This window comes from Flavobacterium sp. 9, assembly GCF_002754195.1.
In the GTDB taxonomy this organism is placed as follows: Bacteria; Bacteroidota; Bacteroidia; order Flavobacteriales; family Flavobacteriaceae; genus Flavobacterium.
The window spans coordinates 2,257,145-2,279,409 of record NZ_PEEU01000001.1 but is presented as its reverse complement, the minus strand read 5'-3'; the positions used below and the strand labels follow the sequence as shown (position 1 = coordinate 2,279,409).

The following is a 22,265-nucleotide window of genomic DNA, read 5'->3' as shown; positions in this document are numbered from 1 at the left end:
TATGTTTAACTATTTATCTAATTTATTTTAAATTACATATGCTTAAATTTTTATCTTTTTTTTTTAGTTATAATCTTTTTTTGAAGTTTATTTATTTATTTAATTCTTTACTTTCGATTTCTTTAAGTAAGAAATTAAAGGAAGTCAATGGGATAGCTCGTTTTCAGTTTCCAGTAAAAGCAATAGGATTAGATAAAATTATAATTGGCAAAAACTTCGACAGTGGAAAAAATTTAAGGATTCAAGCTATAAGTAGGTATCAAAAATATTCGTATGAACCCGAAATAATAATAGGTGAAAATGTTACAATAAATCCAAATTGTCAGTTAGTTGCGATAAATAAAATAGTAATAGGAAATAATGTTTTAATTGCAAGTAATGTATTTATTTCTGATCATTCTCATGGAAGCATGGATTTTAGAGATATAAACACTCCCCCTTCACTAAGGAAATTAGATTCAAAAGGGCCAATTATTATTGAAGATAATGTTTGGATTGGTCAAAACGTAACCATCCTTGCAAACGTTAAAATTGGTAAGAATTCAATTGTTGGAGCAAATTCAGTTGTAACAAAATCTATTCCTGATTTTTCTATTGCAGTAGGAGTCCCCGCACGTGTGTTAAAGAGTGTAAATTTTCAAGATTGATTTAATAGATTCAAAGAAAAGTATTTCAAACAGATACTATAAAAGCTAAAATTTCGTATAAAATTTAACCAATCTAAATATTGCTATACAAGCAGTGTTTATTTAATATTGTGAATGAGTATGCTTATTGTTTATGACTCCGTTCCAGAATTTGTTCCCTTTATGAAAAAAGAAGGGATAAAGATTTACTCTACATTTAAAAAAATTTATTTTTTAAAAAAAATAGCTCGTAAGATAGCTTTAAAGTTGAATATAGGTGTTGCTTACTGGTATGATGATTGGAAAAAAGAATTAGATAAAGTAGATACAATTATTGTATTTGCCAGTCATAGAATAGATCACATACAGTACATTAAGAAACATAATCAAAATATTAGATTGATTCTTTGGTATTGGAATCCTGCTATTAAAATGGTGAATCCTATGAAGGTCCCAAAGGAATTATGTGAAATGTGGTCTTATGACCCGGTAGATTGTAAAGAATATGGTCTAAAATTTAATTCAACATTTTATTTTAAGAATATAGAAATTAAAGAAGTATTTAAAGACATTGATTTACTTTTTTTGGGTATCGACAAAGGTAGAAAAGAGATCCTTTTTGAATTGAATAATGTAATGATTGAAAACAGTGTTAAAACTTTTTTTCACGTGGTTCCGGACAAAAAAGACAGTAGAACTGATCATATAAAGCCAATATCTTATAAAGAATATCTTAGTTTGATTTCACGTTCAAAATGTATATTAGATCTAGTGCCTGATGGTAATAACGGTATGACCTTGCGTCCTATGGAAGCATTATTTTTTAAAAGAAAATTAGTGACGAACTTTATTGCAATTAAAAATGAACCTTTTTATGACCCAAAAAATATATTTATACTTGGAATTGATGATTTTAGTACTATAAAGCAATTTATAGATTCAGAATACAAGGAGATTGATGATGAAGTTATCAAAGAGTATGAATTCAAAAATTGGCTAAGCAATTTTTTATAGAGAGGAGTAGTTAAATGAAAGATTTGTTTAAATCATTTTTGTTATTTGGGTTGGCCACAGCAATTGAAGGGTTGTTAGGTTTTATGTTATTACCTATTTATACTAGACGTTTTACTAAAATAGAATATGGAGTTATAGATATGGTTGGGGTAATTTTGGGGATTGCTACGATATTTGGTGTATTACAGATTGAAACTGCTCTTCAAAGATATTATTATGACTCAACGGGAGTAAGAAGAAAAATATTGACATTTAATGTGATTTTGTTTGTTTTTATCGCTTCAGTATTGGTTTCAAGTATATTATATTTTTCTGCTCCATTATTAGCAAATTTATTATTAGAGGACTATAAATATCAAAAGATAATTAGGATTGCTTGTTTTCAATTGCCACTGATTAATATGAATGTGTTAGGGCTTATTGTTCTTAGGTTTGAAAAAGAAAATTTGAAATTTTTCATTATTATTATTGTTAAGGTTTTAACATCTTTGTTATTTGTTCTATTATTTGTCGTTTATAATAAAATGGGAATTCAAGGTGTTTTTTTCGCGCAATTATCAGCGTTGTTGTTTTCCTCGAGTTTGTTATTTGTTTTTATTAAAAAATATGTTTGCTTTCATTACTCGATAAGAGTAATTAAAAAAACATTAGTATATTCCCTGCCACAAATTCCTGCGAGACTTGGGAGTATTTTGATGTCCCAAGCAAATCGTTTTTTTATGTTAAGTTTTCTTAGTTTATCTGCTATTGGATTGTATGCAGTCTCTTTAAAATTATCTTCTGGCATACAGCTTTTTTATGCTGCTTTTGTTATGGCTTGGAGACCATTTATGTTTGATAAATTTAAGAGTGAAAACAGCAAAGCCATATTTTCTTCTGTATTACCAATAATAAGTTCTGTAATTTTTCTATTGGTTTGTATCATATCTTTATTTTCTCAAGAAATATTTGCTTTGATGACATCAAAAGAGTTCTATGAAGGACATAAATATATTGGTGGACTATCTCTTTATTTTTCTTTATTTCTGATTAAGGAAGTAGTTGATATTGGACCTGTTATTAAGGAGAAAACCAAATATCTCTCATATACTTTTTTTTTCTCTCTATTTGTTAATTTTCTCAGCCTTTATATATTAATTCAATTCGATGGCTTGAGAGGAGTGGTGTTTTCTTTGATAATTTCAAATCTGACTCTTGTTATTTTATCTTGGGTTGTTTCTAATTATTTGTATCCTGTTCCATTCAATAAAGGTCATTTTTTAATGTTATTTTTTCCGGTTTTTTCATTAAGTATCGTATCGATGTTTCTTGAGACACCTTTTTTTGTCAGAATGATTTTGGTTTTTTTTTCAATGCTTTTTTACCTATTTTCTTTAATTTATTTTATAAAAAAATATAGAAGCATTTAATAATTTCGTATGATCTATTTTTTTGTTTTACTTTCATTGGTGTTCAGTTCGATATTATTTGATTTTAATGTTTCTAAAAGACAATTTGATAAATTATATTGGTTTTATCTCTTGGTCTTTATTCTTATTGCTGGACTAAGATGGAAAGTGGGTGGGGACTCGTTGTCCTATGAACGTAGTTTTGAAAATGAAATCCCAAACTTGAACGAAATAAGTTTTGAATTTATTAGTACATTTCAATGGGAACCTTTATTTGTGTTACTTGTTTCTTTGTGTAAAACTATAGTTAATGAATTCTGGTTTTTTCAATTTGTTCATGCTGTTTTTGTAAACATAGTCCTTTTTGTTTTTATAAAAAAGTATGCCTCAAAAAAGTATGTAGCTTTAATTGTATATGCTTTTTTCTTTTATTTCTATTTAGATTTTGAGATTTTGAGAGAATCAATTGCTATTATGATTTTTGCACTCGTATATCCTTATTTTTCAAGAAAAAAATGGTTAAAGTATTATATGTTTGTGTCAGTTGCAATATTATTCCATTATTCGGCACTAATTTTATTGTTATTCCCATTGTTTAGAAACTCAAAAATAAATGGAAAAGGATTCTTGATTTTATCTTTAATTGCTCTGTTTCTAATCTTTTTAAGTTCAATTTTCCCCATTGAACTTATTATGTTGTTTTTAGGAGATTTTGCCTCTAATAAATTTGAAGCTTATTCGGGTGTTGGGGTCAATATTGTTGGTATGATATATACATTTGTGGTATTTGTGATTTTTCCCTATTGTATTTATATGTATAACAAAAGATATCAACAAGTCTCTTTATTTGATGACCTGATTTACATTTATTTTTCATTGTCGCTTGTTTTTATTCTTATCGCAGGACTTGGTAGATTTCTTAACTATTTAGCCCCATTTGTAATTGTTTATGCGGCAAATACATTTGGTTTGATGTTTAATAATATTAAAAATAGCTTAAAAAGAATACTCCATTCCAATGAAAATTTAGGTAGTGATAGAATTATTTCAAGAGTGGTGCTATTAATAAATGTTCTTGTATGTTTATTGTTTTTATTTGTTCCGGCTTATCATAAAGTAAATTATTATTTCAGATCTACGGATAATTTGATTAAAGATACACATGCATATAATGTTTATTACCCTTACTATTCAGTATTTGATAAGGAAATGACGATAGATAGGGAAGGATTAGTTGATGCGAACTTGAGAGAGTCATTTAATAACGCCTTGAACAACAAAAAATAGTATTACTTGTAATTCTATTTGTTATTAGATTAAAATAATTTAAATGAAGCAAAAAAAAATAATTTTTTTAGAAGCCGTACAAGATTACGGAGGAGCAAGAATAAGTGCCGTAGAACTTGCAGAGCGATTATCGAAACAGCATAAGGTAACAATAATAGATTTTTATGGATCCTGCAAACCTTTTTTAGAGAATGTAACAAAGAGAGGAATAGATTTGCGTATTATTGACAAAAGAGATACTCCTTACATCATTAATACTTCTACTGTTTTATTTATAAAAATAGTAAATTTTATTTTGTTTGTTCCTCATTTAATTAGGATAAGAAAAAAAGTTCAATGTATAATTAAGGAAATACAGCCTGATTATATTGTTCTTAATAATTCTAAGGTATTGTCATCATTGGTTTTTTTTTCAAATAAAAAATTTAAGGTTTTGTTTTTTGCCCGAGGATGGTTTATTCTCAGTCAAATAACCAAACTTGACAAATTTCTTTATAAACATCTGGTAGATAGGTTTGTATGTGTTTCAAATGCTACTAAGCAGGCCCTTTTTTGTGGAGGTCTTACGTCATTAGATAATTTGTATGTTGTGCATAATGCCATTTCAGAATTTAGTTTGTCTAAAGAAAAAGCTTTTATTGAAAAAGAAGCAAACACTAAAATAATATTACATGCTGGAGGTTTTTTAAAAGATAAAGGACAATTAGTGTCATTAGAAATGGCAAAAATATTAAAAAGAAAAGGAATAGATTTCAAGTTGGTTCTTGCTGGATTAGTATATAAAGGAGGGGAGTCGGAAGTTTTTTACAATAAGGTAGTTGATTTGGTACGATTGTATAAACTAGATGATGTGGTTGAAATTGTTAAAAACAAATCAAACGTAATTACTTATTTTAACGCTTGTGACATTTTAATACATCCATCAGAAACTGAAGGTTTGCCGAGAGTTATAATGGAAGCTATGATATTAAAAAAACCTGTTGTAGCCAATGCTGTTGGTGGAGTTTCGGATTACATATTAAACGGTTTTACAGGATTTTTACCCCATCATAATTCTGCAAAGGAATATGCTGAATATGTTGAAAAACTTATAACGAACGAGGAGCTATATGATTTTATAGCCATTAATGGTTACAATCTTGTAAAAACAAGTTTTACTGAGGAAAATCAGTTAAATAGTTTGGATAAAGTATTTGAAATTTAGGATTGATAAAAACTAAGTTTATCCACTTGATTTTGATATTACAAATATCGGAGAATTTATATATTCGTTTCTCAACGATTAAGAATGAATTATTATAGGAAAAACAATTAAATTATTATTTTGAAATTATCGTTTAAGAGAATTACTGCCAAAGCTAGTTTTATACCAGAAATAGATGGATTGAGATTTGTAGCAATTACCAGCGTTATTTTTTACCATATCCACCATTTTTTAGCTGAAAAAGATACTAACCAATATCATGATGATTTTGATTATTCTTTTTTGCGTAGAATTTTGGAGCATGGTTTTTTGGGTGTACCCCTTTTTTTTGTAATTAGCGGTTTCGTATTGGCTCTGCCTTTTGCCAATGAACATTTAAATAATGGAAATAAAGTACTTTTAAAAAATTATTTTTTAAAAAGGTTAACAAGATTGGAGCCTCCTTATATCATAGTAATGACGCTTTTATTGTTAGGTTCAGTTTATGTGGCTAAAACTTTTTCAATTCGCGATGGAATAGCTAGTTACTTATCTTCTATATTTTATTTAAACAATTTTATTTACCCAAACTTTACTTCTACATTGAATGTAGTGACGTGGTCGTTAGAAATTGAAGTGCAATTTTATATTTTAGCCCCTCTATTAGCTTGTGTTTTTTTAATAAAAAAAGCTTCTAATCGAAGATCAATATTGTTGTGTATTGCAATTCTGTTTTTGATTTTTAATCAATTATATTCATTGCCTTATTTAAGTCTTATAAAATATTTTCAATATTTTATAATCGGTTTCTTGTTGGCAGATTTGTATGTGTCAAATTATCAGTTATTACGGAAAACAAAAATAGATTATTTAATAGGTGTGTTTTTGTTTTGTTTCATTTGGTTATTTGACGTCAATGATTTTAATAGTATTTATAGTAGAATTATTTTTGAATTAGCGCAATTGAGTTGTATTTTTTTGTTTTATTATTATGTTCTTTTTCATAAAATTTTCAGGTTCTTATCATTCAAATTAATTACAAATATTGGAGGGATGTGTTACTCGATATATTTATTGCATTATCCAATAATCAGTTTGATAGGCAATAATATATTAAAATATACTTTTTCAAACTATAGTTATATAAATACTTTCATATACATATCAATATTAATATTTGCTATTGGGATAATATCTTCATGCTTCTTTTTACTAATAGAAAGACCTTGTATGGATAAAGATTGGTATAAAAAAATAGCAAGAAGAATAGTCGCAACTTAATTAAATAGTATAAATTTTGATAGTGCAAATTGTTTAGCTGAAAGTAATAGGAAAGTTTTAATCAATTTAAGAAACATATATAATGAAAAATAAATTATTTTTTTTGATCATACTCTTTAGTGTCAGTATGTTTTCTCAAGATTATAAAGTACTTCCTTTAAATTCTACGTTATTAAACAAACGTGTTAACATAAACAAATACGACAAAGACTATAAAAAATATTTAAAAACTGCTTATTATGCAGAAAAGCGCTTACCTGAAAATTTCGTAAAAGATGGTACGGTCGATTATACAAAAAATATTCAAGATGCGATCAATGAAAATGAAATTGTAGTACTTCCAAATTTTCCAGTTTTAGTTAATATCAAAGGATTAAAATTAAAAGACAATAGTGTTTTGTTATTTCAAGCTAAATCAAAAATAATTATTGAGCCTAATAATTTAACTAATTATGAGATTTTGAATCTAAATGGAGTTAAGAATGTAAAAGTATATTTTCCTAATATTATGGGTGATAAATATAAACATTTGGCTAGCACTGGAGAATGGGGTTTTGGGATAAGTATTAGAGGTGCTAAGGATGTATTAATAATCGAACCCAAAGTTTATGAAACTTGGGGAGATGGAATATACATCGGCAAGTTAGGTAATGAGTGTAGTGAGAGAATAAATGTAGTAAATGCATTGATTAATGATGTTAGAAGAAATGGAATTTCAATTACTTGCGGAACAGACATTAATATTTTATCGCCAGTATTGTCTAATACTAACGGTAATAACCCAAAAAGTGGATTGGATATTGAACCAAATACAAATGACGATATAATTGAGAATATCAATATAGTAAATCCTGTTACTTTTAATAATGAATGGAGTGGTATATTAGTTGTATTGCAAGGATTGGAAGGGGATATTAATAAAAAAGTGAATATAAACATAGAAAACCATACAGATATAAAATCAAAAAATGCTTTTTCATTGCAAGGATTGGTTCAAAATAAACATAAAAACTTTATTTTAGAAGGGAATATTAGAATTAATCAAACATCTTATTTGAAAAGTAAGAATGAATTTTATTTTTATACATCAAATTTATCTGGCCTAAGGATGGAATCTAGTAATAAAACTATTTCGGATAAAATAGATAGTTATAAAAAGAATATTAAAAAATAGCAGTTAGGTAGTCATTATAACTAGTTGTATGAGGATATTTTTTTCAAAAGAATTTACAATAAAAAACTTCAGAATATGATACTAATTATTATCAAACGGATTAATAAAATATAATAGAATATGAAAATTTCAGTTGTCATACCAATGTACAATTCCGAAAAAACAATTACAACGTGTATTAATTCAGTACTTAATCAGACTTTCAGAGGAGAAATAGAGATCATAGTAGTAAACGATGGAGCGAATGATAATTCGAAAACTATTGTTGAAGAATTAATACTGAAAAATAGTTCTTCAATTGATATAAAATTAATTAATAAAGTAAATGGAGGTGTTTCTACAGCAAGAAATGCAGGCATGAAAGTAGCTGAGGGAGATTGGATAGCATTGCTTGATAGTGATGATGAGTGGTCGCCAAATAAATTAGAAAGACAGATTCAAGTGCTAAAAGAAAATCCTGCTATTGACTTTTTAGGAGCATGCAGAAATGAAGAAAAATTCTCAAATATTTTGTGGAAAAAATTAGGTGATTTAAATAAGATTTCTTCAAGGGATTTATTGCTAAAATTTGTTTTTATTGTTCCAACAGTTATTTTTAAAAAAGAAATCCTTTCAACTGTTGGATATTTTGATGAAAATCTCAGATTTGCTGAAGAGGGAATTTTCTTTATTAAAATCGCTCAAAATTACAATTGTTATCTTTTAAACGAGAGTTTGGCTTTTACAGGTGGAGGGAAGCCACATTTTGGACATTCTGGGCTTTCTGGAAATCTAAAAGAAATGGAAAAAGGAGAGTTGAAAAATTTACGGGAAGTATTGAATTTAAAAATAATTAATTATTTTGAATATTTACTATTGGTTGCATTTTCATGTTTGAAATATATTAGAAGAATCATTATCGTCAAACTTAGATAGTATTTTAATAATGGATATAATAAACTTAAACATAAAATTTTTTAAGAAAAAAATATTGTAATTTAAGATAATAGAGACCGTATTATTAATAGAGGATATCAGTGCTAATAGTTAGGATAATGAAGTAAATAAATAGGGTAATTATTAGTTTATTTGGGAATTATCTTTTCAAAATACTTTTTCACATTATTTTTATAAATTAAATGATTTATGTTTTTCAGTTACTATTGTTAATCATGATGTTTTCTTTTTTTTTTTACTTATTGAAAGAGCTTGTATGAATAATAAATGGTATAAAAGTTTTTGTTTCCAAAATAAAACAATAAAAAATTAAATGATGAGAAAGATTTATACGAATTATGGATTTTTTGGATTACTTAGGTTAATAAAAGATAAAATATTAACGGTTTTATTTTATCCAAATGCGAGAATAGTTAGATTTCCAGTATACATTCGTGGTAAAAAAGGAATAAAAGGAGGAGAGAGATTAACTACAGGAATTAATTTAAGAATTGATATTATTAATTCAAAGGAGAAAAATCCTTTTCTTATAATTGGAAAGAATGTTGAGATTAATGATTATGTTCACATTGGTGTTGCCAATGGAGTAACTATTGGAGATAATACATTAATAGCATCAAAGGTTTTTATTTCCGATCATAATCATGGTTGTTATAATGGGGAAATACAAAGTAGTCCTAATGAAAAACCTATTTCTCGCGTTCTTAAATCAGAAGAAATTAATATCGGTAGAAATGTTTGGATAGGAGAGTTTGTTTCAATATTGCCAGGAGTTACTATTGGCGACGGTGCAATAATAGGTGCAATGAGTGTTGTCACAAAAGATATTCCTTCTAATTCTATAGCAGTCGGTTCGCCTGCTAGAGTCATTAAGGTCTATAGTGAATCCACAAAAAAATGGAAGATAATTGGAAAGTAAAAAAAAACAGATGAGAATTCTTGTGATTCTAGCTTCATATAACGGAGCAAAATATATAAAAGAACAAATAGATTCAATATTAAATCAGAAAGGAGCGGAGGTTCATATTGTTGTTTTTGATGATGTAAGTAAAGATGGTACATTAGCAATTGTAAATTCATTTAAGGACGACAAACGAATTCAATTAATTGTGAATAATCGTCCAACAGGAAGTGCTGCTAATAATTTTTTTGGAGCAATTAAATTTCTTGATGATGATTTTATTTCCCAATATGATTTTGTTTCATTTGCAGACCAAGATGATATTTGGTTGCCAAACAAATTACTTGCAGCAACTGAAAAACTAACTGAAGAAAATTCAAGTCTTTATTTTTCAAATCTGATTTTGTGGAATGAAAAGACTAATAAGAAATCAATAATTAATAAAAGTTATCCTCAGAAAAAGTATGATTATTTGTTTGAAGGAGGGAGTGCAGGTTGTACGTATGTGTTTACCAGTGATTTTTGTATTAAGTTAAAAAACACTTTGGAGGTCACTGATTATGAAAATTGGAAGTTCTTCTCTCATGATTGGTTTGTTTATTTTTTTGCAAGAGCAAATAATTATCAAATTTCCATAGATAACAATGCTTTTATCTTATATAGGATTCATGATAGTAATGTTCATGGACAATTAAATTCAAATTCATTTTTTGCTTTGACAGAAAGATTAAAAATGGTTCATCAGGGTTGGTATATTGAGAATATTAAAGGGTTTGTAGAATTGCTTCCGAAAGTATCAAAAGAGAGATACATTTACGAGTTATATTCAAAGAATGTTTTGACAAGGTTTTTTATTTTATTGAGATATAATTTTAGCTTAATGAGAAGTTCTAAAAAATTCATTCAATTTTTTATGGTCAGTATTCTTCCTGTAAAATTAAAGAAATAAAATGTATAGGTCCTTTTTTAAAAGAGTCATTGATTTTACAGCTTCATTTTTAAGTTTACTGATTTTTAGTCCGTTACTGCTATTTTGTACGGTAGGATTGTTTTTTTCGAACCAAGGTAAACCGTTCTTCTTCCAATTGCGTCCGGGAAAAAATGGAAAAATTTTCAAAATTATTAAGTTCAAAACCATGAACGATAAAAAGGATGTAGTTGGGAATTTACTATCTGACGATCAACGTTTGACAAAAATTGGAAAATTTGTTCGTAAAACATCATTAGATGAAATTCCTCAATTGATAAATGTTGTGAAAGGCGATATGAGTTTAATAGGACCACGTCCGTTATTACCAGAATATTTGCCTTTGTACGATGAAGAGCAAAGAAGACGTCATGAAGTGAAACCAGGTATAACAGGTTGGGCACAAGTAAATGGACGTAATGCTATCAGTTGGCCGAAAAAATTTGAGTATGATGTTTGGTATGTTGATAATATTAGTTTTGTACTAGATGTGAAAATATTTTTTTTAACTTTAAAAAAAGTATTCATTAGCGAAGGAATAAATATGGAGGGACAGGTTACAACAGAAACATTTAAAGGTAATTAATATGTATTTATTTGGTGCGAGTGGTCATTGTAAAGTGATAATAGATATAATTAAGGAAAATAATTTATTTGAAATTAAAGTAATAGTTGATGATGACCCAAAATTGGATGCTATATTTGGTATAGAGGTAATAAAATCAAATGATTTTAAATTTAATCTAGATGAAAATTTGTTTATTTCTATTGGAAACAATAGGATAAGAAAAATAACCACTAAAAAATATAAATTAAAATATCCTGTTTTAATTCATCCTAAAGTAATAATAGGTTATGATGTAACTATTGATGATGGAAGTGTAGTAATGGCAGGAGCCATTATAAATCCGGCTGTTGTAATAGGGAAACATTGTATTATAAACACAGGAGCAATAGTAGAACACGATTGTTTTTTAGAGGATTTTGTTCATATTTGCCCTAATGCTACTTTGGCTGGCAATGTGTTAGTAGGAGAAGGTAGCCAGATAGGAATAGGAGCTACAGTTATTCAAGGAAAAAAAATAGGAAAATGGGCTACTATTGGTGCGGGAGCAGTCATCATTAATGATGTTCCCGATTATGCAGTAGTAGTAGGAAACCCTGGGAAAATTATAAAATACAATAATGATAATGAATAACTCAAAAATATGGCTTTCTTCGCCACACATGGGAGGAAACGAACGCAATTTTGTACAAGAGGCCTTTGATACCAATTGGGTGGCTCCTTTGGGACCAAATGTCAATGGTTTTGAAAAAGATTTAGAGGAGTATTTAAATGATGAATCTCATGTAGGAGCAATGAGTTCTGGTACAGCGGCAATTCATCTAGGTTTAATATTGCTTGATGTTAAGTCTGGAGACGAAGTTATTTGTCAGAGTATGACTTTTTCAGCTTCAGCAAATCCAATATTATATCAAGGAGCAACGCCTGTTTTTATTGATAGTGAATCAGAAACATGGAACATGTGTCCAGTTTCTTTAGAAAAAGCAATTGTCGATCGAATTTCGAATGGAAAAAAACCAAAAGCTATAATTGCTGTTCATCTTTATGGTATGCCATATAAAGTTGAAGAAATACATGCTGTTGCTGCTAAATATGGTATTCCTGTTTTAGAGGATAGTGCAGAGGCTTTGGGAAGCCACTATAAAAATAAAAAATGTGGCACATTTGGAGATATAGCAGCACTTTCTTTTAATGGGAATAAAATTATTACAACATCTGGCGGAGGAGCAATTGTAACACAAAATAAAGAGACAAAAGACAAAGCTGTTTTTCTTTCAACGCAAGCAAGAGATAATGCGCCTCATTACCAGCATAGTGAGGTGGGTTTTAACTACAGAATGAGTAATATTTGTGCTGGTATCGGGAGAGGACAGATGGAAGTCTTAGATTCGCACGTACTTTTAAGAAGAAAAATGAACCAATTTTATGCCGATTATTTCGCAAATATTGATGGGGTTACTATTTTAAAAGAAATTGATAATAATTATTATTCTAATCATTGGCTATCAGCGATCATTGTTGACCCTAAAAAAACAGAAGGAAAAACTCGAGAAGATTTACGAATGGCCTTTGAAGCCGAAAATATTGAAAGTCGTCCATTATGGAAACCAATGCATTTACAGCCAATTTTTGAAAAATATCCTTACTATGGCGAACAAGTTTCTGAAGGTTTATTTCAAAATGGATTATGTTTACCGTCTGGTTCAAATTTGACAGATCAAGACAGATCAAGAATAAAAGATGTCTTAGATGTTTTTTTTAAATAAGAATAATTAAAAAAATAATACAGAATTATATAGTACCGTGAAAATAGAAAAAACATTTATAAAAGATCTAGTAATAGTAGAACCTACAGTCTTTGGTGATGAACGTGGTTATTTTTTTGAGGCCTACAGCAAAACAAAATTTAGTGATTTAGGTATTGATATTGAGTTTGTTCAGGATAATCAATCTTATTCAAAAAAGGGAACATTGCGCGGTTTACATTATCAAAATCCACCTTATGCGCAAACAAAATTGGTTCGTGTTTTAGAAGGTGAAATTATAGATGTTGCCGTTGATTTAAGAAAAAATTCTCCGACCTTTGGAAAATCTTTTAGCGTTTTATTATCAGCTGAAAATAAAAAGCAATTGTTAGTTCCGCAAGGTTTTGCCCATGGATTTTCGGTAGTAAGCGAAACCGCATCTGTAATGTATAAATGTGATGAGTTTTACAATAAAGATTCTGAAGGAGGAATAAAATTTGACGATCCATCGTTAAGTATTGATTGGGGAATAAGTTTAGAAGAAGCCATAGTTTCTGAAAAAGATCAAGTTTTGCCTTATATTGATAATTGCAATAGTTTATTTTAATGGGAAAAATTCTTGTAACAGGAGCAAACGGACAATTAGGATCAGAACTTAATGTTTTATCTTCAGAGTATCCGCAATATGAATGGTATTTTGCTGATAGAACAAAAATTACTTTGGATGATTTAGAACTGCTTCAAGTTCAATTAAACGAAATTAATCCTGATATTATTTTAAATTGTGGAGCTTATACCGCAGTTGATAAAGCAGAAGCCGAAAAAGAATTAGCTTTTACAGTCAATCATTTGGCAGTAGAAATAATTGCGAAATATGCCGAAAACAAAAAGGCAAAGTTAATTCACATTTCCACAGATTATGTTTTCGACGGATCTTCTTCGACAGCTTTGACTGAAGATGCTGAAACAAATCCGATTAATATATATGGCGCTAGTAAGAGAGCAGGTGAAATATCTTGTTTGAAAGAAAATTCAGACTCAATTATTATCAGAACATCTTGGGTTTATAGTAAATTTGGAAATAATTTTGTGAAGACAATGCAGCGTTTAATGCAAGAAAGAGAATCAATAAATGTTGTAAACGACCAAATTGGTTCACCAACGCATGCTGCTGATTTGGCGCAGGCAATTATAGAAATTATTCAATTTCCAAATTGGATTTCCGGAATTTATAACTATTCAAACGAAGGTGAAATAAGCTGGTACGAATTTGCGTTGAGTATAAAAGAATTTGGAGGATATGATTGTCAAATCGGAGGGATTCCTTCAGTATCTTATCCAACTCCAGCAAAGCGTCCAGAATTTTCACTATTAGATAAGAAAAAAATTAAAGAGGTTTATAATTTAAATATACGAGATTACAAGGATAGTTTAAAAAAAATGTTTATCTAATAAATAAGATGATTTGGTTTTCAAATACTAAGAGTTGAAAACTATGGAATGAAATCTAATAAAATATAGCGTAAAAAAAAAGAATTTATGAAAGGAATTATTCTAGCTGGAGGCTCAGGTACAAGATTGCACCCTTTAACTCTTGCGATGAGCAAGCAAATGATGCCAGTTTATGATAAACCAATGATTTATTATCCATTATCGACTCTTATGATGTCTGGAATTAATGAAATATTAATTATTTCTACTCCGCATGATTTGCCAAATTTTAAGAAATTACTTGGCGATGGTTCTACTTTAGGCTGTAAATTTAGTTATGCAGAGCAGGCTATTCCAAATGGTCTTGCACAAGCTTTTGTAATTGGAGAAGAGTTTATAGGTACTGATGATGTGGCTTTAATTTTGGGAGATAATATATTTTTTGGTTCAAATATGCAAGAACTTTTAAAATCAAATACAAAACCAAAAGGCGGAGTCGTTTTTGCATATCATGTTTCAGATCCTGAAAGATATGGTGTAGTAGAATTTGATGAAAACTTTAAAGCAATTTCTATAGAAGAGAAGCCAGAAGAACCAAAATCTAGTTATGCAGTTCCAGGATTGTATTTTTATGATAATTCGGTAGTGGGAATAGCTAAAAACATCAAACCAAGTGCAAGAGGAGAATATGAAATTACTGACGTAAATAAAGTGTATTTGGAAAAAGAGGCTTTAAAAGTTGGTATTTTAAGTAGAGGAACCGCATGGTTAGACACCGGAACTTTTAATAGTTTAATGCAAGCTGGGCAATTTGTTCAGGTACTTGAAGAAAGACAAGGTTTGAAAGTGGGGTGTATTGAGGAAATTGCCTGGAGACAAGGGTTCATAAACGATACTCAGCTTGAAGAATTAGCACTGCCTTTAGTCAAATCTGGATATGGCGCATACTTAATAGAATTTTTGAAACAAAAGAAAAAAGGTGTTAAAATTTAATTTACACGTGATAAATAATTTTTTAAAACCTTTAATTCGTATTTTTGTAAGTCATACAAAGTTTATAAAATTAAACTGAACCAAATTGAATACAGATAAGTCAAACCAAATAGCCTCTTTATTGCTTAATTTTTTCTCACCAAGAAATTTGAGAGCAAGTATTAATAACCTTAGTTACTTGCCAAGATGGATCATTATTGCAATAGATATAATGGTTCTGATTTTTGCATTTACATTTACTTATATGTTGTTTGAAGGTACGGCTTTAGGTTATATCATTACGTCTCAACATTTTTATTTTGTATCTAGTTTAATTGTCGTAAACGTTTTTTTCTTTTGGCTATTTAGAACTTATTCTGGGATTATTCGACATTCCTCTTATATTGACGCGATAAAATTGCTGTTTTCTCAAATGTCAGTTTTAGTGTTTTTTTTATTTTTTAATTTAGTTTTTGAATTATATACAGGACACAAAGCATTTCTAAATACGGCTCTTTTTATTAATTTAGTACTATCGTTTTGTGGTTTATTTTTATATCGTGTTATTGTAAAACAAACTTTTGAATTATACTTTTCAGAGAAAAGTAATTCTAAACTAATTAGAACAGTCATTTACGGAACTGATGCAAATGCAATTTCAGTCGCAAATGCATTGAAATTTGAAACCCCTTCACGATTTAAAATTGTTGGTTTTGTTGATAAGAATAATCAAAATGCATCTAAGCGAATGCTGGATTTGCCAATTTTGATTTTGAGAAAAAAATTGCCCGCTTTAATGCGTTCTGTAGCCGCAGAAGGAGTCATTATTGCCGATAAAAGTTTGTCTAAAGATGAGCAATTAATTATTGTTGATCAATGCTTAGAATTCAACTATAGAGTTTATACAGTTCCGCTTATTTCGGATTGGGAAAATCAAAAGGAGATTTCTCAAAAAGTAAAAAATATACAAATTGAAGATCTACTTGAAAGAAAACCAATTGTTTTAGATAGTAAATCAATTTCAAAACAATTAAAAGATAAAACTGTTCTTATTACCGGTGCTGCCGGATCAATTGGTAGTGAAATAGTAAGACAGGTATTAGGTTTCAATCCTAAAATGGTCATTATTTTAGATCATGCCGAAACACCACTTCATAATTTGTGTTTGGAAACCTTAGCAATAGGTTCTGCTTCAAAAATTGTTGCAGTAATCGCTGATGTAAAAAGTAAAAAGGCACTCGAGAAAGTTTTTAAAAATTATAATCCACATGTTGTCTTTCATGCAGCTGCATATAAACATGTTCCATTGATGGAAGAAAATCCTTCGCAGGCTATTTTGACAAATATTAAGGGGACTAAAAATCTAGCTGATTTATCGTGCAAATACCATGTTAAGAAATTTGTTATGGTTTCAACAGATAAAGCTGTTAATCCAAGTAATGTAATGGGAGCGAGTAAGCGTATAGCTGAAAAATATGTGCAGTCTTTGTATTTAAAAAATCAAAAAGAAAATACCGAAGTAGTAACAAAGTTTATTACAACACGTTTTGGGAATGTTTTGGGATCAAACGGATCAGTTGTTCCATTGTTTACAAAACAAATTGCAGAAGGAGGCCCAGTTACTATCACGCATCAGGATATTATTCGCTATTTTATGACTATTCCAGAAGCTTGTCAATTGGTTTTGGAAGCGGGTGCAATGGGTAATGGAGGCGAAATTTATATTTTCGATATGGGTAAACCGGTTCGTATTATTGATTTGGCAAAAAAAATGATCAAATTAGCCGGATTTATTCCAGACAAAGAAATCAAGATAAAAATTGTTGGTTTAAGACCGGGTGAAAAACTTTATGAAGAATTATTAAATGATACTTCTAAAACATTACCAACCTATCATAATAAAATTATGATTGCACAGGAAATTCAGGATGAATATGAAAATCTTCATACAGAGATTGATGAATTAATAGGTATCGCAGATTTTTATGACAATGATGATATTGTTGCTAAGATGAAAAAAATTGTCCCGGAATTTAAAAGTATGAATTCGGCTTTTGAAGTTCTGGATAAATAAAATTATAAGATAAAATTTACATATAATTCAAATATAAAAGAGTAAAAGGTGTTTTTTTTAAAACGCCTTTTTGCTTTTTTAGTGATTTTTAAACGAATAAAAATCTTGTTAATTAGAAGAATAATGTGGATTTTATTATTCATGAATAGATTTAAAATATATTTTATTAAATAAATAAAATTCCAGAGCATTAATTGTTAGGAAATATAAAAAATGAATACTACAAATAATACCAATCAATGGCTGTTTGAAATAACGCCAAAAAATAAGTTCTTCTCCTTAAATCTTAAAGAAGTTTGGCAATATCGAGATCTATTGTTTCTATTTGTTAAACGAGATGTAATAACAGTATATAAACAAACTATTTTAGGACCGTTATGGTATTTAATTCAGCCTTTGTTTACTTCTATAACATTTACTATAATATTTAATAATGTTGCAGGAATTAATACTGGATCTGTTCCTCCGTTTTTATTTAACTTAGCTGGAATTACAGTCTGGAATTATTTTACAGCTTGTCTTAATGGTACTTCGGATACATTTAAGGCCAATGCAGGAATATTTGGTAAAGTTTATTTTCCTAGAATTATCACTCCTTTATCGGTAGTAATTTCTACCTTGATCAAATTCGGAATCCAATTTTTGATTTTTATAGTCTTTTATATTTTCTATTATTTTAATGAAGCTAATTTATCGTTAAATAGTTCAGTCTTCTTTTTTCCTGTTTTAATTATTATCATGGGAATTTTAGGTCTGGGATTGGGAATGCTGATTTCTTCAATGGTAACAAAGTATCGAGATTTTAGTAATTTAATTGGTTTCGGTATACAACTGCTTATGTATTTATCAGCAGTTATGTATCCTATGGAATTAATAAAGCAAAAATTGCCAAAATATGGTTGGATCGTTGACTATAATCCTTTAGCATATGTAATTGAAACTAGTAGATATATGCTTTTGAATGTAGGTCAAATTTCAATTTTGGGATTAGTTTATACATTTGGAATAACAATTGTCATATTTTTTATAGGCCTTTTAGTTTTTAATAAAACAGAAAAAAGCTTTATCGATACTGTTTAGTTTTTTAGCTAAAAATCGCAATTCAAAATTTATAATTACATTTTACAATTGGAAAAAGATATTATTTTAAAAGCCGAAAATATTTCTAAACAATATCGTTTGGGACAAGTAGGAACTGGTACATTAAGTCATGATTTAAATCGATGGTGGCATCAAGTAAGAGGAAAAGAAAATCCATACTTAAAGATTGGAGATGTAAATGATCGTGCGACAAAAGGAACCTCTGATTACGTTTGGGCTTTACAGGATATTAATTTTGAAGTTGAGCGTGGAGAAGTTTTAGGAATTATTGGTAAAAATGGTGCAGGAAAATCTACACTTTTAAAAATATTATCTAAAGTCACCGCTCCAACAACAGGAAGCATAAAATCGCGAGGGAGGATAGCCTCTTTATTAGAAGTTGGTACTGGATTTCATGGAGAAATGACTGGACGTGAAAATGTCTTTTTGAATGGTGCGATCTTAGGAATGACAAAAAAAGAAATAGCTTCAAAAATTGACGAAATTATTGACTTTTCAGGCTGTGAACGTTATATTGATACTCCGGTAAAAAGGTATAGTTCAGGAATGACAGTTCGTTTAGCATTTGCGGTAGCAGCTTTTTTAGAACCGGAGATTTTAGTTATAGATGAGGTTCTGGCTGTGGGAGATGCTGAATTTCAGAAAAAAGCTATCGGTAAAATGCAGGATATCTCGAAAGGTCAAGGACGTACAGTTTTGTTTGTAAGTCATAATATGGCAGCGGTAAAGAGTTTATGTTCACGAGGAATTGTTTTGGAGAATGGAAAATTAGTTTTAGATAAAGATATTGATGCAGCAGTTTCTTATTATTTAGGTGGATCTGATTCTGAAAGGTCAAATAGTAAAAAATTTGACAATTTCGATAATCAAATATTTAGATTAAATGAAATTGGATTGCAAAATGTTGGAGAAAGCTATGATGATCCATTATTAGAAAATAAAAAAATTGAGCTAGTAACTAACATATTTTTAAAAGGGAATGATGCAGAGAGGTATCACATAACCTATCATCTTTATAATGACATGGGAGAACCTTTATTCTCTTTTTCTAATAGTAGTTCCGGAGAAATATTAAAAAAAGGAGAAAATATTTTGACTTGTACTTTTCCTGCAAATTTCTTTCAATCTGGTAGTTTTAGCTTAACAATTTTTGTTGTTGAAGATAAAAGGCAATCAATATTTAAATCGAGTGATATTATTCATTTTACAGTAATTGACGGAGGTCGAGAGCTGGGAGTTTATATGGGCAGAGAGCCGGGTTATATTAAACCCTTGTTTGATTGGAAAAATCAATAATTTACAAATCGTAGAGAATTTGCTAGCAAAAATAATTAAGTTGATTAACTTTTAAATGAACTTGAATAAGAACAATAAAGTAATTCATGTTTTTGATGATGATAAATTTATTGATCCGGCAATAAAATTATTTGAATCAGTCCATCCAGGAATTTCAGAATATTGGATTATTAAGAAACAAGGAGATGTGTTTCAATATGTGACTTCTACATTAGTTAAGACTTTTGATGCTTCTGATAAAGAAAATTTTAAAAGTTTTATAGGAAGAATAAATGAAATAGAAGATTCATATCCAATTGTTTTTCTCCATGCTTTAGATCAAACCAAGCAAAATATTGTGCTGGAGCTTTCTCAAAAGATCATTAAAGTATGGTTTATTTGGGGATATGATTTATATGGTAACTGGCCATTATTAAAGAATACAATATTTGAAAAAAATACCAAATCATATATTTATCAAGCTAAAAAGCCAAAAATAAAAAATAAATTAATTTTTAGTAATTCTAGCTTTTGGCTATTTAAAAATCTAAGGTTATTTAAATATCTTCTACCATCAAAGATAATAAATATCTTAGATGTGAATTTTAATACGGTTTTTTACAAAGCTGCTGCAAAAATTGATATTGTGGTTCCAGTTATTTTTGAGGAGTTTAAAATTATAAAAAAAATAGGACTTAAAGCTATTTATGCTCCATTTGCTTATGGAAGTATAGAGGGATTATTGGGAAATAAAATCTCTAATAATGTTTTAGGAAAAAGTAATATTTTAGTTGGTAATTCAGCAGATCCTTCGAATAATCATTTAGATATTTTTCTTAAACTATCACAAATAAATTTGGGTAATAAAAAAGTTTATGTTCCTCTTAGTTACGGAGGAAGCCAAGATTATATAGAATTTATAATTCGAAAAGGAAAGGAACTACTTGGATCAAATTTTATTCCTCTTACTGATTTTATTACTTTGCAAGAATACAACGAAATTTTACTGAGCTGCGGAGTTATTGTTTTTAATCATGTTCGTCAACAAGGAGTTGGTAATATTGTTACAATGGGATATTTTGGAGCGAGGATTTTTGTAAATTCTAAAAGTCCGGTTTATAAATCATTTAAGGATTCTGGAATTAAAATTTTTGATTTTAAAAGTTTAAAAGAAATAGATTTGGTTTCTTTAGATAAAAAAGAATATGAAATAAATAAAGAAAAGCTATTCAATCTATATTCAGAAGAAGCAGCTAAAAAGAAGATAGCAAAGTTGTTTGATATTGCTTGGGAAGTAAAAAATAAAAAAAAGCTAAACTAACAAAACATTCAGATATTCAAACGGAAATGTTTTTTATACAAAGTTTTATTAGATAATGGTTAACTTGAATTCTAAAGAGATATAGATGTTATTTTCAATACTAATAGCTAATTACAATAATGGACATTTTTTTAAAGATTGTTATTCAAGCATTCTTGACCAAACTTATCAAAATTGGGAAGTAATTATTATAGATGATTGTTCTACAGATGATTCGGTTACGGTTATTGAAAATATAATTAAAGGTGATTATAGATTTAAATTGTTTACCAATCCTATAAATCGAGGTTGTGGTTATACTAAAAATAGATGTGCACAATTAGCTACGGGAGAGATTTTAGGCTTTTTAGATCCTGATGATGCAATTACAAATGATGCTTTGCAAATAATGGTTGAAAAACATAAAACCAATCCAGAAGTTGCAATTATTACTTCTAAATATGATTTGGTAGATTTAAATATGAGTTTTAAAAATGTAAGCTCACACGGTTGCAGCATTCCATTAGGTAAATCTTATTTAACTTATGGAGAAGGAGCTCTAACCCATTTTGCTACTTTTAAAAGACAATGTTTTTTTAAATCTATTGGTATAGATTTTATAATGAAACGAGCTGTTGATCAAGATCTATATTATAAATTAGAAGAGCAAGGAAAGCATTTATTTATAGACAAAGTTTTGTATCATTATCGAATTCATGACAATAGTATTTCGACAAACGAAAACCTCTATAAAGCACAGTATTGGCATTTTTATACAATGATAAATGCCTACGAAAGAAGAAAGAGATTTAACCTTGCAATAGATAATTTTACAACATTGCAAATTAAAAAACTTAAGTCCAATTATTATTATTCAAGATTTGAAAGAGCTAAAACAAAGAATCAATTTTGTGTTAAATATTATTTCTTTTTTAAAAGTATAATTGCCTTTCCAAGATATAATATCAGGTTTAAATTGAAATCGCTTTTCGTATAGAGAACTAATTATTATGTATTTAAGAAATGCGTTTGTAATATAATTCGT

General features: G+C 28.7%; 21 protein-coding genes. All 21 read left to right on the top strand.

All coding sequences use genetic code 11. The annotated features are described in order from the left end of the window. Window positions 1–38: 38 nt before the first annotated feature. On the top strand, window positions 39–647 hold the full coding sequence (locus CLU81_RS27220) for an acyltransferase (protein WP_099709517.1): 609 nt from the start codon (window positions 39–41) through the stop codon (window positions 645–647). A 162-nt stretch (window positions 648–809) separates the two neighbouring features. Continuing rightward, the gene (locus CLU81_RS09040; protein ID WP_144444487.1) at window positions 810–1,640 is read left to right on the top strand and encodes a hypothetical protein; all 831 of its coding nucleotides are present in this window, start codon (window positions 810–812) and stop codon (window positions 1,638–1,640) included. Between the two features lie 14 nt (window positions 1,641–1,654). After that, on the top strand, window positions 1,655–3,049 hold the full coding sequence (locus CLU81_RS09035; protein WP_099709515.1) for a lipopolysaccharide biosynthesis protein: 1,395 nt from the start codon (window positions 1,655–1,657) through the stop codon (window positions 3,047–3,049). A 9-nt stretch (window positions 3,050–3,058) separates the two neighbouring features. Next, window positions 3,059–4,315, top strand: a complete 1,257-nt coding sequence (locus tag CLU81_RS09030) for an EpsG family protein (RefSeq protein ID WP_099709514.1) — start codon at window positions 3,059–3,061, stop codon at window positions 4,313–4,315. Between the two features lie 43 nt (window positions 4,316–4,358). Beyond that, window positions 4,359–5,519 (top strand): glycosyltransferase family 4 protein, encoded by a 1,161-nt coding sequence (locus CLU81_RS09025; RefSeq protein ID WP_099709513.1) that lies wholly within the window; start codon window positions 4,359–4,361, stop codon window positions 5,517–5,519. A gap of 120 nt (window positions 5,520–5,639) precedes the next feature. Continuing rightward, window positions 5,640–6,779, top strand: a complete 1,140-nt coding sequence (locus tag CLU81_RS09020) for an acyltransferase (RefSeq protein ID WP_158235322.1) — start codon at window positions 5,640–5,642, stop codon at window positions 6,777–6,779. 82 nt (window positions 6,780–6,861) lie between these two features. Beyond that, a complete protein-coding gene (locus CLU81_RS09015) occupies window positions 6,862–7,953 on the top strand; it encodes a hypothetical protein (RefSeq protein WP_144444486.1) in 1,092 nt (363 codons plus the stop codon). A gap of 120 nt (window positions 7,954–8,073) precedes the next feature. After that, window positions 8,074–8,868 carry a glycosyltransferase family 2 protein gene (locus CLU81_RS09010; protein ID WP_099709510.1) on the top strand — a complete coding sequence of 265 codons (795 nt, stop codon included), beginning with the start codon at window positions 8,074–8,076 and terminating at the stop codon, window positions 8,866–8,868. Window positions 8,869–9,202: 334 nt separating this feature from the next. Beyond that, window positions 9,203–9,808 (top strand): acetyltransferase, encoded by a 606-nt coding sequence (locus CLU81_RS09005; RefSeq protein WP_304529189.1) that lies wholly within the window; start codon window positions 9,203–9,205, stop codon window positions 9,806–9,808. Window positions 9,809–9,818: 10 nt separating this feature from the next. Beyond that, window positions 9,819–10,739, top strand: a complete 921-nt coding sequence (locus tag CLU81_RS09000; RefSeq protein WP_099712713.1) for a glycosyltransferase — start codon at window positions 9,819–9,821, stop codon at window positions 10,737–10,739. Between the two features lies 1 nt (window position 10,740). Next, window positions 10,741–11,343, top strand: coding sequence for a sugar transferase (locus tag CLU81_RS08995; protein ID WP_099709509.1), 603 nt, complete (start codon window positions 10,741–10,743; stop codon window positions 11,341–11,343). Between the two features lies 1 nt (window position 11,344). Then, window positions 11,345–11,956, top strand: coding sequence for an acetyltransferase (locus CLU81_RS08990; protein ID WP_099709508.1), 612 nt, complete (start codon window positions 11,345–11,347; stop codon window positions 11,954–11,956). Continuing rightward, the gene (locus CLU81_RS08985; RefSeq protein WP_099709507.1) at window positions 11,949–13,088 is read left to right on the top strand and encodes a DegT/DnrJ/EryC1/StrS aminotransferase family protein; all 1,140 of its coding nucleotides are present in this window, start codon (window positions 11,949–11,951) and stop codon (window positions 13,086–13,088) included. Before CLU81_RS08990 ends, CLU81_RS08985 begins: the two co-directional genes overlap by 8 nt. Before the next feature lie 37 nt (window positions 13,089–13,125). Further along, window positions 13,126–13,674: a dTDP-4-dehydrorhamnose 3,5-epimerase gene (rfbC, locus tag CLU81_RS08980; RefSeq protein ID WP_099709506.1), complete on the top strand. Its 549-nt coding sequence runs from the start codon at window positions 13,126–13,128 to the stop codon at window positions 13,672–13,674. After that, window positions 13,674–14,519, top strand: coding sequence for a dTDP-4-dehydrorhamnose reductase (gene rfbD / locus CLU81_RS08975; protein WP_099709505.1), 846 nt, complete (start codon window positions 13,674–13,676; stop codon window positions 14,517–14,519). Before rfbC ends, rfbD begins: the two co-directional genes overlap by 1 nt. An 87-nt stretch (window positions 14,520–14,606) precedes the next feature. Continuing rightward, window positions 14,607–15,491: a glucose-1-phosphate thymidylyltransferase RfbA gene (gene rfbA, locus CLU81_RS08970; protein WP_099709504.1), complete on the top strand. Its 885-nt coding sequence runs from the start codon at window positions 14,607–14,609 to the stop codon at window positions 15,489–15,491. A gap of 85 nt (window positions 15,492–15,576) precedes the next feature. After that, window positions 15,577–17,544, top strand: a complete 1,968-nt coding sequence (locus tag CLU81_RS08965) for a nucleoside-diphosphate sugar epimerase/dehydratase (RefSeq protein ID WP_099709503.1) — start codon at window positions 15,577–15,579, stop codon at window positions 17,542–17,544. A gap of 213 nt (window positions 17,545–17,757) precedes the next feature. After that, on the top strand, window positions 17,758–18,624 hold the full coding sequence (locus CLU81_RS08960) for an ABC transporter permease (RefSeq protein ID WP_099709502.1): 867 nt from the start codon (window positions 17,758–17,760) through the stop codon (window positions 18,622–18,624). 48 nt (window positions 18,625–18,672) lie between these two features. Then, on the top strand, window positions 18,673–19,941 hold the full coding sequence (locus tag CLU81_RS08955; protein ID WP_099709501.1) for an ABC transporter ATP-binding protein: 1,269 nt from the start codon (window positions 18,673–18,675) through the stop codon (window positions 19,939–19,941). Window positions 19,942–19,996: 55 nt separating this feature from the next. Next, the gene (locus tag CLU81_RS08950) at window positions 19,997–21,241 is read left to right on the top strand and encodes a TDP-N-acetylfucosamine:lipid II N-acetylfucosaminyltransferase (protein WP_099709500.1); all 1,245 of its coding nucleotides are present in this window, start codon (window positions 19,997–19,999) and stop codon (window positions 21,239–21,241) included. An 85-nt stretch (window positions 21,242–21,326) separates the two neighbouring features. Continuing rightward, entirely contained in the window at window positions 21,327–22,217 is an 891-nt protein-coding gene (locus tag CLU81_RS08945; protein WP_099709499.1) for a glycosyltransferase family 2 protein, read from the top strand. Window positions 22,218–22,265 lie beyond the last annotated feature (48 nt).